A 13,577-nucleotide genomic window follows, 5' to 3' on the forward strand; every position below is an offset into this window, starting at 1 on the left:
GTCAGATTCTGCGATCCAGCAACCTTGTGGCCGGCCGAGACACCTGACTCACCACGCGCAGCACACTTCATGCGTCAACGAGGCTGAGCATGAACACCCTCCTCCCCACCCTCCAGGCCAACCACCTGCGTGAGGGCCTGACCGACTACCTCGCGACCACGTTCGCTCTCACGGACCCCGACGCTCAGGGCGCCCTGTCGGATTTTGTCGGCCACCCCGACACCGGCATGTTCAAAGGCCCCTACACTCGCCTGCGTCTGCCGTTCGCTGCCTCCGGCGGGAACTGGAGTATGCACCTGGACTGGTGGCCAACAGGATTCACCCCATACGGCCACCAAGCGGCGGCATTCGAGCGGCTATCCACCAAGTTCCACGATCGCCCACAACCGACGCTCGTCACCACTGGTACCGGCTCCGGCAAGACGGAGGCGTTCCTCTACCCGATCCTCGACCACGTCCTCCGCGCCAAGGCCGCCGGCGTCACGGGGATGAAGGCGCTCGTCCTCTACCCGATGAACGCGCTCGCCAACGACCAAGCCGAACGCCTCGCCCGCCTCATCACGCAGCACCCCGAACTAGCCGGTGTGTCCGCCGGCCTCTACACCGGCGAACAATCCATCGGCGGACGCACCAAAGTCACCGAAGAGGGGCTCATCACCGACCGCTCGTTGATGCACGCCGCTCCCCCGGACATCCTGCTCACCAACTACAAGATGCTCGACCACCTGCTGCTGCACCCCGACCGCGCCGACATCTGGCGCCTCTCCGCCGACTCTCTGCAGTACGTAGTCCTCGACGAGTTCCACACCTACGACGGCGCCCAAGGCACCGACGTCGCCATGTTGCTGCGCCGCCTCGGCCTCACCGTCAAAGCGCACTGGACCGACGCCTCGTCCGTCAGCGTCGACGATCGCGCCCGTCCCCTCGGCCGCATCACCCCCGTCGCGACCTCCGCCACCCTCGGCTCCAAGGCCGAACCCGCCGCCATGCTCGGCTTCGCGCACACCGTCTTCGGCGAACAGTTCGACGCGGACGCAGTCATCGGCGAAACCCGGCTCACCGCCACCGAGTGGCTCGCCGACCGCGACACCGCCCTCGACCGTCTGTACCGCCCGATCGCTCCTGCCGTCGCCGACGCCGCTCAGCGCCTCGACGAACTCGCTGCCGGCTCACCCACCAACGCCGCCCTGACCACCGCCGTCCTCGCCGAGCTGTTCGAGCGGGCCGAAGTGTTCGAGCGCACCGAGCTGTTCGCGGCCGCCGACGATCTCGACACCGATCGCCGCCTCACCCCGACCGACCTGCGCTCCCTCACGCCCGTCGAGCAGCTGCACCTGCTCAAGGCGCACCCGCTGCTGGCCCGGCTCCTCGACCACGCCGTCGACGCGATCTCCCTCGCCGACCTCGCTGCTGCCCTGTTCGACGTCCCCGCCACCGAGCGCGACACCCGGCGCATCCGCGACGCGCAGCAACGATTCCTCGAGTACCTCTTCGCCGCCCTGTCGCACCTGCGCGCCGAGATCGGCCGCGACGCATTGAACGTCGATGTGCACCTGTGGATTCGGGAACTCTCCCGCATCGACCGCGCCGTCGCCACCAACACCACCTACCGCTGGTCGGACGACGGCGTCCACGAGGACGGCGACGTCATGCACCTGCCGGCGGTGTACTGCCGGCACTGCGGACGCTCCGGGTGGGGTGCCCGGCTCGCCCCCACCGGCCACACCCTCGACGTCTCCGACGAATCCATCCGCGCCGACCACGCTGCCGGCGCCTCCCGCTTCCGCGCCCTCCTCTCCGCACCCGCCGAAGCGCTGCTCGCTGCCACCCGCCCCGACGAGGAGATCGAAGGGCTGCGCTGGTTCCGCATCGACGACCGCGAAATCTCCGACACCCCACCCGACCCGGATAGCACCGACGAACTCGAAGGCAAGGTCCTCCCCGTACTCACGCTCACCGGCGACAACGTCGAGGAGAACTCCAAGAACGACATGTGCCCCGCCTGCGGCGCCGCCGACGGCATCCGCTTCCTCGGCAGCGCCGTCGCCACCCAACTCTCGGTGACCCTGTCGAACCTGTTCGGTGACGCCCGCCTCGACGCCGACGAGAAGAAGGCGTTGATGTTCACCGACAGCGTGCAGGACGCCGCACACCGCGCCGGCTTCGTGCAGGCCCGCTCCCACACCCTCAGCCTCCGCTCCACCCTCCGCAGCGCAATCGGCGACAAGACGCTCACGTTGCCGGAACTGTGTGAGGCCGTCGTCACCCGTGCCGGCACCGACCCTGCCCGCCGCTACCACCTCCTCGCCCCCGACATCGTGGAGCACGACGAGTTCACCTCCTTCTGGAAGCCCGACGCCTCCACCGCGGCGCGCAAGAAGGCGGCCGCGAAGGTGCTGCGTCGCCTGGAGTTCGACATCGACCTGGAGTTCGGGCTGCAGTCTCGGCTCGGCCGTACCCTCGAACTCACCGGCAGCGCCGTCGCCGAAGTGGACCTCGGCGGCAGCGAGCGTCCTGTCCGCCTTGGTCGCGCCGCACTCAACGCCACCGAACACCAGCTGACCCTCACCCCACCAGATGCCGCGGCGATCACTCGCTGGGTCCGCGGCACCGTCGAACGCGTACGCACCCGCGGCGCCATACACCACCCGTGGCTGCGCAAGTACGTCGAGAAGGACGCAAACCGCCGCTGGGTATGGGGTGCTCGGCCCAAGGGTGAGGGCATGCCTGCCTTCCCGAAAGGCCGACCCGCACCCGCGTTCCCAGCAATCGGATCGCGTTCCGTCCCCGAGGGGTTCGACGCGATCACCGCGGTCTCGTCGTGGTATGCCCGATGGGCGTCGCAGTGTCTGGGGGTGTCGCCGTTCGACGGCAGTTTCCTCGCCCGCTCCCTGTTCTCCGTCCTCGCCGAGCAACGGGTGCTCACGGCCGTGCTCACCGAGGCCGGCCTCACCGCCTACGGGCTGTCCCCCGCATCGGTGATCGTCTCCGCGCCCGCCGACGACGATCTCGGAGCAGGCCGACACATGCTGGTGTGCAGCGTCTGCCAGACCCCGACCCCCGGCAGCGTCACCGTGGTCGACGAACTCGACGGCGCACCCTGCCTTCTCGTCCGCTGCCCCGGCACCCTCTCTCGCGCACCCAAGACACAGAACTTCTACCGCCGGCTCTACGACACCGCCGAGATGAAGCGCGTCGTCGCCCGCGAACACACGTCGCTACTGCCCACCGCCACGCGGCTCGGCTACGAGACCGCGTTCAAACGTGGCGGCGCCGACCCGCAGGCCCCCAACGTCCTCGTCGCCACCCCCACCCTCGAGATGGGCATCGACATCGGCGACCTGTCCACGGTCATACTCGGGTCGCTGCCGCGCACCGTCTCCTCGTATCTGCAGCGAGTCGGCCGCGCCGGACGCCTCACCGGCAACTCGCTCGTCCTCGCGTTCGTCCGCGGCCGCGGCGAACACCTGCCCAAGCTGTACGACCCCACGTCGGTGATCCAGGGCGACGTCCGCCCGCCCGCGACCTTCCTCACCGCCGAGGAGATCTTGCAACGCCAGTACGTCGCGCACGTCATCGACCGGCTCGCCCGCGACCCCAGCACCGTCGCCCCACGCGGCGCTCGCGCTGTACTCGGCAGCTTCGACCCGGACAGTTGGATGGCGGGTCTGCTCACCGCGGTGGACACCGACCCCGACCAGCAGGTCGACGAGTTCCTCGCCCAGTTCGACGACGTCCTCGACGCACACACCCGGGACTCGTTGCGCACCTGGGCCGTTTCCGGCGACGACGGCGCCCCGAGCAGGTTGATGACAGACCTTCAGGAAGCCGTGCACCGCTGGAATCGGGACCTCACCGAACTCACCGCCCGCCGCGCCGCCGTCGAGGCGGAGATGCCGGAGTTCGAGCGTCGAGCATCGTCACCTGCCGCCACCGACGACGACCTACGAGACCTGCGGACCGCCAAGGGATCGCTGCGGTTGCTCGGCGGACAGATCCACGACCTCACCGACGACTATTGGATCAGCGTGCTGGAGCGTTACGGTGTGCTGCCCAACTACACGCTGCTCGACGACTCTGTCACCCTCGACGTCGGCGTCACTTGGATCGACCCCGACACCAACCAGTACATGGGCGAGGCCACCAGCTACCAGCGCGGATCCCGTGTCGCGCTTACCGAACTCGCACCTGGCGCCACCTTCTACGCGCAGGGCCTTGCCGCGCGGATCGACGCCGTCGACCTTGGCGCCGGTGAATCCAACATCCACACCTGGCGGCTGTGCCCGCAGTGCGGATGGGCGGGCATAACCCTCGCCGGCGAGGAAGCCCCGACCGTGACGTCGTGCCCGCGCTGCGGGACCGGGGCCATCGCCGATGTCAGCCAGCAGCTGCAGGTGGTGGAGATGGCGCGGGTGTCCGCGGAGGTCCGTCGCGACGAGGCGTCCATCAACGACTCCCGCGACGAGCGGCACAAGGAATCGTTCACCGTCGTCACCGCCGCCGACATCGACCCCGTCAACGTCGACCGGTCCTGGTTCGTCGGCGACCTCGAGTTCGGCGCGGAGTACCTGCGCCGCTTGGATGTTCGCTGGCTCAATATGGGCCGGCGCACTTCACAGGGCCGCAGCCGCACCATCGCCGGGCAGGACACCACCACTGGCCTGTTCCGGGTGTGCTCGGCGTGCGGGCAGCTCGACAAGGCGGCAGGCCGCAACAGCCGTTACGAGCACCGCAGCTGGTGTCGGCACCGCAACTCGGCGACGGAGAACGTCCGCGAGATCGCGCTGGCCCGCACGCTCCGCACCCAGGGTGTGCTGCTGCACCTGCCGCGGTCGCTCGAGTACGACCAGTTCGCGCACCCCAGCCTGTCCGCCGCGATCCTGCTCGGGCTGCGGCAGGTGATCGGCGGCTCCCCCGAACACCTCGACGTCGCCACCATCACCGACGCGCTGTACGCCCCCAGCCAGCGAGCGCTGCTGATCCACGACACCGTCCCCGGCGGCACTGGCTACCTCGCCGAGTTCGCCGACCCGGCGAAGGTGTGGGCGGTGCTCGACGCCGCGCGCACTGTGGTGCGCGACTGCGACTGCTCCCAACACGACCGACTTGCGTGCCACAAGTGCCTTCTGCCGTTCTCGCCGCCACACGAACTCGACAAGGTGTCGCGGAAGGTCGCGGTGCGGGTGCTCGAGCAAATCCTCGGCGTCGACAACGATGCCGAACCGGACCAGCAGGCATGGCTCGCAGCAGTCACCGAGGAGGCGCCTTCACAGCCGGTCGGTAGCGAGGAATCTCCGCTGGAGAAGGAGTTCTACGCTGCGTTCGTTGAGCGGTTGCGTTCCATCGGCGCGACCGTGAAGGAATCCCCCGGCACCTACGGACCGTCTGCGACGATCGTGCTGCCCGGCAAGAAGATCCGCACTTGGCAACTTATACCGCAGGTACACATGGCCAATTCGAAGCCCGACTATGAGCTGAGCACCAGGGATCCAGAGATACCGCGGATCGCGTTATTCGCGGACGGCAGGAAGTACCACGCGATGCCTGGCGATCTCAATCGCGTCGCCGACGACGCGGCCAAGCGGGCAATCCTGCGCGACAGTGGACACCTGGTCTGGTCCTTCGGACACGAAGATCTGCAACGGTTCACGGAGAACGAAACGGTGACGCCGGCGTGGCTCACCGACCAGGTCGCTGCAAACGTGATGAAGGCCGGCAATCTTCGGCCGGCGATCGTCAAACTGCTATCCGCCGACCCGATCACCATGCTGCTCGCATTCATCAGCGACCCGGACCGCGAAGCGTGGGAAATGGTTGGTCGCTGGCTGCCGTTCGCGTTCGTGAACGGCAGTAACCGGGCCAAGGGCGACGGCGACACCATCGCCGCCGCCGCGCTGGAACTTCTCGACGGCGGCAAGGCAAAGTTCGGGGATGGCGTCGACATGTGCTGGGCGTACGCCGACGGACCGCTGACCGTCACCGCCACCATGCGGACCGGCACGCGCGCGATGAATGCCGTCGTCGTGGTGGACGATCACGACGATCGGATCGAAATGCTCGACGGTCGTGCCTGGAAAGAATGGCTGCGGCTGTCCAACTGGTTCGGCCTGGGCGGCAGCCATCGCATCACCACCCGGAAACTGTTGGAGCTCGACTCCAGTGCCCCCGTCGAAGCGCCGACATCCGCCGCACTCAGCCCGGAATGGCAGGAAGTGTTCGATTCCACCGTCTCCGACGCCGAGAAACAGCTCGTCGTCGCGCTCGCAGAGAGCGGCGTGCCCGTCCCCGAGCTGAGCTACGAGACCAACGACGGTGAGGTCGTCGACTTCGCGTGGGGCGAACATCGCATCGGCGTGCTGCTTGAGCCGAACGACGAGGTCACTCGTACGATGTCCAAATTGGGGTGGACGATATGCCCACCCGATGCAGAACAGATTGCGGCAGCGATGAGGAATGGAGTCTCGTAGTGGCGAACCTGGTCATCGCATCGAATACCAAGGCAATGAAGAAGCTCGAGAAGTCCACCAACGACAAAGTGTGGGCGTTCATCGAGAAGCTCTCTGCCGATCACACCGCTCCTGGTCTACACATCGAGCCGATCCAGGGCGCTATCGACCCGCGCGTTCGCACCGGCCGAGTGGATCTGAACTTTCGCGCGATCCTGTTCAAGGTCGACTCCAAGCTCGGCGATGATCCGACTTTCATCTACATGGGCACGTGGAAGCACGACGTGGCCAACAAGCTCGCCGAACGCTCAAAGCTGCGTGTCAATCCGATCAACGGCGTCCTCGAAGGCATCATCGGTGAGCTCGACGGTGAAGAAGACCGCAAGAAGCGAACTGTCGTGCCCGATCCTCGAGGCGAACTGAACCGAGCTGTGAAGGAGCAGCCGAAGTCGTACCTCGGTGCAACATTCAGTCTTTCGGACCTCACCGATCGCCTAGGGCTGGAACTCGACTTGGCAGAACGCGCACTGGCAGCCCCCGACGAGGACACCGTCCTCGACATCGCAGCGAATGCAGTGGGATGGCAGGGCAGTGCTCTTCTCGACCTTGCCACTGGCCTGCACATCGACACAATCCGGGAGAAGCACGGCTTCACCGACACTCCCGTCGACGACACCCTCGACGAGGACGAGCAGATCCTCAAGGCTCTCGAGCAGCCCGCGTCGAAGATGCAGTTCACGTTCGCCGAGGACAACGAGGAGCTTCGTCGCGTCATCGAGGGTGGCGACTTCGCCGCGTGGCGGACGTTCTTGCACCCGGAACAACGCAAGTACGTCGAGCAGAACTTCAACGGTGCCTTCCGTCTGTCTGGTGGTGCCGGCACCGGCAAGACCGTGGTCGCGATCCACCGGGCTCGTCGCATGGCGAAGGAAGACCCGACCGCACGGATTGTGCTCACCACCTACAACAAGACCCTCGCCGCTGATCTCAAGGCTGCGTTGAAAACCCTCGACCCCGAGATTCCCATTGCGGACCGCCCCGGCGAACCAGGGATCTATGTCGACGGCATCGACGCGCTCGGCTACGCAGTGCTCAACCAGACCGGCGACATCGGTGACGCTGCCGAGGCTGTACTCGGATACCACACAGAACTCACCCACCAGAGAACCTCCACCGACAAGCTGTGGCGCGAGGTCGCTCAGTCGGTCAACAGTGGGCTCGATCCGAAACTTGCAACACCCGGATTCCTCGAGAACGAGTATGTGGCTGTGATTCTCGCCAACAAGGTGACCACGCTCGAACAGTACGCAAAGGTCGCGCGCCCTGGCCGCGGCGTGCGTCTCACGCGCCCACAACGCATCGCGGTGTGGAAGCTGGTCGAGGCATTCAGAAGGCAGAGCCGTATAGACGGCAGCCTGAGCTTCCCGGAGATCCTTGCGCTTGCCGCAGAACAACTCCGGCTACGCGCCGAAGCCGGAAATGGTTTCATCGCTGATCGTGTACTCATCGACGAAGCGCAAGACCTGCACGCGACGCACTGGGCTCTACTTCGCAGTCTGGTCGCTGAAGGCCCGAACGACCTGTTCATCGCCGAAGACTCCCACCAGCGGATTTACGGACAGCCCGTCGTACTCAAGCGGCTCGGAATCAAGATTGTCGGACGCGCTCGGCGCCTGACACTGAACTACCGCACGACCGCCCAGAACCTGCACTTCGCTGTGAGCGTTCTCGCCGGTGCAGAGTACAAGGACCTCGAACAGGGCGAAGAGTCGACAACGGAGTACAGGTCTGCTCGGCTGGGTCCGGATCCTCGGTTGGTCGAGTGCAAGGATCCTGCAGATGAATTGGACCAGGTCGCAGCTTTGATTCGCAGCTGGATCGAGCCCCACGACGAGGGGAACAAGGTCGACCCGTCCACGATCGCCGTCCTCACTCGCGGACAGAACGATCGAAGCCAGTTCGTCCGGGCACTCGGCGAGCGTGGTATTGAGGCTCGCGCGCTGGACAACAGCCCTGCAACCAGTGGACACGTCCAGGTACTCACAATGCATCGCGCCAAGGGCATGGAGTTCTCGCGCGTCATTCTCGCGGGAGTAGACAATGCGCATGTCCCCTCTGCCGTTACGCTGCGGTCCATTCCGGAAGAGGAACAGGCCGAGGCGCTTCTGAGGGAACGGTCGCTGCTGTATGTCGCTGCCAGCCGTGCACGAGATGCGTTAGTGGTGACGTGGAGTGGGAAGCGATCGGAGTTGCTGGGGTAGAAAGAGCACGCGGAACACAACTTTCGCCGGTCAACGGCGCACCTCGATTGGCTCACACCTCAGCTCACCAAGAGAAACACTAGGAACCAAGTACCGTGCCGATTTCATCTCGAATCGACTTCGACATCGACATCACCCATCGGCGGACGCTCACGAGAGCAGCACTAGCGGTGGTAGCCCTTGGACTCATCGTCGCACTCGCGGGCATCACAGTGAGCCTAGTGCTCCTCTTCTTACTCCTCCCTCTCATCGTGATTTCCGTAGCCACGCTGATCCAAGGGGCTTTGCTGTGGTACGCGCACAGAAATCCGCCTCAGCCACGGAAACCCCGTGCCAAGATGGCGAAGCGCGACAGGCTCCCGTGGGCACCAGCGAAGCAAATTCCACTGCTTGCCACCCACTGCCTGATTTGTGGTCGCGCACTGACAAACCCACAAAGTATGCGCGCGCGGGTGGGCTCAACGTGCATCAAGACCCACGGCCCTCGGTACGCCAACGTGCCGAACCCAGCATACGAGGAGTGGCAGAAATTGCAGGCTGCAGCTGAGTCCAAGCGAGCCGCGGAGCAGGTGCAACTTGATGCGCAGCATCAGACGGCCCTCGTCGAATACAACAAGCTCCTGCTCGAGTGGGAGCAAGAAGTGGCGAGCCCAGCGGGACTGTCGCGAAGCAAGGATCGAAACCAAGGGAGCCGACTGTTGGGCGTTGGCGCCACGACGACACTCACCCTAGTTGCAATAGGAGTTCTTTCAATCTTCGCGGCTTAGGCACTGGGTTAATGCATGGTGGCCCGTGGCACCTTTGGTGGGGCGTGCCACGAGGCCCCACCGACTACTCCTACGGCGCATCAGGTGGCTGCGACATCCGGCCTGGGAATGGAGAAAAGCCGTTCACGTTCAGCGGCGATGACGTCCCGGGCAAGTTCCGCTTCGGACACGTCGAACGCCTCTGGTGCGCTTTGGGCCGTATCGCTTTCCCGCGCGAAGTCTTCGAAAATCGCGCGTTTGCGCGCCAAAATCTCGGTGATTCGCTGGTCCACGCCCTCTTCAGAGAGGAGCCGGTGAACCTGCACCGATTCCAGCTGTCCCATTCGTCGCGCTCGCGCGATAGCCTGCCACTCGGTGGTCGGTTTCAGTTGCGGTTCGCAGATCACGACAACCGAGGCCGCTTGAATGTTCAGTCCCACGCCGCCGGCAACGATCTGCGACACGAGAAGCGCGCCGTGACCTGCGGCAGAGAATTGATCCACCATCGCCTGCCGTGCCGCTGCGGGAACCGATCCGTTCAGCGGACCGAATACCTTCCCTGGCAATGCAGCAACTACCTGATCGAGTACACCGCGAAAATGAGAGAAGACGATTACCCGCCTACAGTTCTCCTCGGCTTCCGCGACGATCTCGATCAACCGCCGGACCTTCTCGGACTGACCTCCCTGTAGCATCGCGGCCTGGCGCATCGCCATGAAATTGCTGGCTGCCACTGCGTCTCTGTATGCCGTTGCATCGTAGGTCGATAGCGGCAGCCATTCGTCAACTTCAACCAACTCCGGCAGCTCTGTAAGCACGTCTTCCTGATTGCGGCGGAGATACGCGGGTGCAACCTGTTTCCTGAATTTGCGGGGTGCGAGCTCGGTCGCATCGACCACGAGGTCCGGACGAAGGTAGCCCACAAGATTGCGGAATTCGTCTATCCGATTTTCCAGCGGAGTCCCGGTCAGCAGAATTGCATGATCGGCCGCGCCGAGCATGCGTGTCGTGCGCATCGAACGCTGTGCAGCGGGATTCTTGATGTAGTGAGCCTCGTCCACGACGACGCAGGCAATAGCTTCGACCTTCTCGGCATGCGCTTCGAACCACGCCAACGTCTCGAAGGTTGTGACCGCGACACCTCCATTGCGAATCCAATTCCGACTGGCCGCCGCGCGGTCCGGTCCGTGCACTCGGTGCGGAAGCAGTTTGGACTTGGACCCCACCTCACGAACCCAGTTGGTCACAACGGCCGCCGGACAGACAACGAGGAAGTGGTACGCCCCTTTTGATCGGAGATGTGCGAGGACAGCCAGCGCCTCAACCGTTTTGCCCAGCCCCATCTCATCTCCGATGATGACTTTCCGCTGGACGATCGAGAACCGCGCTGCGAAACTTTGGTAACCGCGCAACGAAGCTCTCAGGTACTTCGTGTCGAGTTCGAGTGATCGGACCGCATCGATAATCTCGTCCGAAAGATCACCGTGCGTTTTCCCTTCGTCCTCAGTAATGAAACCAAGTTCGGCAAGAAGTGCAAAGTAGTCAGCTGGACGCGACAGAAAGTCGTCCCATGGGTCAATGGATCCGGCCCCGCCCGCAGAGCCTGAAATTTCACGGGCCATTCGGATGACGGCCGCGACATCGTCTTTGAGTTCTGTCACTGACGCACCATGCTCAGCGAGGATTACCAGATGGCTGACGTCCCGGTCGATCGCTCTGGCAAGTCCCGAGAACCCCTCTGCGCGGGCAAGGTCGGTAGTCGAACCCTGAACCTTCCGCAACGCGTCCCAGGCAGCGAGGCGGCGGAGCAACTCTGTGGTGAGGCTCGTTCTGTTCTTGACGTCGATACGGGCCGGCATCTCGTCATACGTCGTCTGCCACAGCGTCTGAGCAGCTCCACGTATCCGGGTCGCGGAGGTCGGGCCAATTCCGGGTAGACGCTCGATTCGATCACCTGCATCCAGCACCGCCTGAACTGTCGTGATCCCAGCCTCTTTCAGCGGATTTACAACCAACCGGTCGCGGGTTGCGTCTTTGAGTCGATCCACGTTCATCTCGACGAGCAGCGCGCGAGCCTCGGCCCGGCGAATCTCGTTCCCCGCGTCTATCGCAGCCGCGCGGTACTTGGCATCGTCTCTCAGTGCTCGCTCTATAGTGGCGATGGCGTCGGGCAGATCGACCACCGCGGCTACTGCCAAAACGTCGGAATTGGTTCCGAGGTCGCTCAACCGTGGCACGAGGCCGACCCACTCGGCCAGCGCATCGGAAACATCGATACTTGTCGGAGGTCCAGATTGAGCACTCAGCCGAGCGAGGAGGTCCGGCAATCCCGCACTTATTGCCCATTGATGGAAGTTCCACAAGAACTCGGCAGCGACACGGCCTGCCTCGCGCTTCTTTCCACCACTGAAGAATCGACGAACGCCGAAACCGGAGCGTACGTCACGGGACGCGTCGGCAATGTCGGTGGCAAGCAGTCTGAAAGTCTGTTTGTCGGCAGCTGCCAGCGGAACGAGATGCTCATATTGCGCAACAGAGCCGAGCAATTGACCGTCGGCGGCACGCAATGGGAGTACCCGCCAAACCGCGGCACCGTCGCGCGACACTGACACGAAGGACTTGCGAAGTGTGCGGACTGCACCTTCAGCGGACTGTTCGACCTTCTTGCGGTCACTCATGATGGCATCGCCGAGGCCAACCCAGCCTGCGACTTCGTCAGTGATCGCCTTCAGTCGTTTATTGTCGTTTCGTTCCATATGCCCGATCTATCTGAGTTCTTATCCAAGACACTAGCCGGTGTCCCGACAACGTGATCGGGCATTCCCCCCGGAGTGTGGACATCCTGAACACTGGGCCATGAAGGGCCCAGAAGGAGTGATGTCACGATGGTGATGAAGGCGTATTCGGCGGAGTTCAAGGCCGATGCCGTCGCGCTGTACTTGTCCGACCCGAGCCACACCTTCGAGGGCATCGGCAAGGACCTGGGCGTCAGCCGCGAAACCCTGCGCAACTGGGTGCGTGCGGAACGTAAACGCACCGGCACTGCGTCCGCAGCGGACCGGCCCCGGAAGCCGGCACCGGCGGGCGGGGTATCGTCCGAGTCCGTGTTGGAAGAGGAAAACAGGCATCTCAAAGCGCAGATCCGCAAGCTGGAGACCGAGCGGGAAATTCTGCGGAGGGCCGCGAAATATTTCGCGGGCGAGACCAACTGGTGAGCCGCTTCCAGTTCGTCGACGACCACCGCAACACCGCGCCGGTGAAGTGGCTGTGCCAGATCCTCGAGGTGTCCCGATCCGGTTTCTACCGGTGGCTCGCCGCCGCGCCTGCCCGGGCCGAACGTGCCCGTGCCGACGAGGAGCTCGCGACGCGGATCCGTGGGATTCACGACGAGTTCGACGGCACCTACGGTGCCCCGCGCATCACGGCTGAGTTGCGCGACGCCGGGATCGAGGTGAACCACAAGCGGGTCGAACGGGTGATGCGTGCGAACGGGATCGTCGGGGTGCACCTGCGCAAGACCGTGCGCACCACAGTCCCCGAACCTTCCGCGAGCCCGGTGCCGGACCTGATCCGGCGGGACTTCACCGCGAGCGCACCGAACACCAAGTACGTCGGCGACATCACTTACCTCCCCGTCGGGGACGGTGACTTCCTCTATCTGGCAACAGTATTGGACCTGAACTCCAAACGGTTGGCGGGGTGGTCGATCGCACCGCATATGCGCACCGAGCTGGTCACCGACGCCCTGCGGGCAGCGGCCGCCGCCCGCGGTGCCGCCGGTCTCGACGGCGCGATCTTCCACTCCGACAACGGTGCCCAATACGTCTCGCAGAACTTCGCGGATGTCTGCCGCGAGCTGGGCGTGACCCGGTCGCGAGGTGCGGTCGGAACGTCGGCGGACAACGCCGCCGCCGAATCATGGAACGCGACGTTGAAGCGGGAGACACTCCAGGGCCGGAAGCGGTGGAACAGCGCAGGTGAGGCCCGCACCGCCGTCTTCCGTTGGATCACGCGTTACAACACGCGAAGGAGGCATTCCGCTCTCGGTCAGATCTGTCCTATCGAGTTCGAGCAGAGATCGACTATGATGGCTTCCGCCGCATAGGTATTGGTGTCCACATCTC

Annotated in this window: 4 protein-coding genes; 3 read left to right on the plus strand and 1 reads right to left on the minus strand. The window is 64.5% G+C overall.

The window, feature by feature from the left end; translation table 11 throughout:
* The first annotated feature begins 89 nt into the window (after window positions 1-89).
* Window positions 90-6,467 carry a DEAD/DEAH box helicase gene (locus MWU77_RS23495; protein WP_247274918.1) on the plus strand — a complete coding sequence of 2,126 codons (6,378 nt, stop codon included), beginning with the start codon at window positions 90-92 and terminating at the stop codon, window positions 6,465-6,467.
* The gene (locus tag MWU77_RS23500; protein ID WP_247274919.1) at window positions 6,467-8,707 is read left to right on the plus strand and encodes a 3'-5' exonuclease; all 2,241 of its coding nucleotides are present in this window, start codon (window positions 6,467-6,469) and stop codon (window positions 8,705-8,707) included. The genes MWU77_RS23495 and MWU77_RS23500 overlap by 1 nt, the downstream gene beginning before the upstream one ends.
* Before the next feature lie 847 nt (window positions 8,708-9,554).
* Here MWU77_RS23500 and MWU77_RS23505 read toward each other — a convergent pair.
* Complete coding sequence (locus MWU77_RS23505) at window positions 9,555-12,209, minus strand: DEAD/DEAH box helicase (protein ID WP_247274920.1); 2,655 nt, start codon at window positions 12,207-12,209, stop codon at window positions 9,555-9,557.
* Window positions 12,210-12,338: 129 nt separating this feature from the next.
* Between MWU77_RS23505 and MWU77_RS23510 the strand changes: the two genes are divergently transcribed.
* Window positions 12,339-13,558 (plus strand): IS3 family transposase gene (locus MWU77_RS23510; RefSeq protein ID WP_169691051.1). Its coding sequence is split into 2 segments (ribosomal slippage): window positions 12,339-12,648 and window positions 12,648-13,558, totalling 1,221 coding nucleotides; the frame shifts between segments, so codons are not numbered across the junction.
* Window positions 13,559-13,577 lie beyond the last annotated feature (19 nt).

This window comes from Rhodococcus sp. F64268, assembly GCF_023015605.1.
GTDB lineage: Bacteria > Actinomycetota > Actinomycetes > Mycobacteriales > Mycobacteriaceae > Rhodococcus.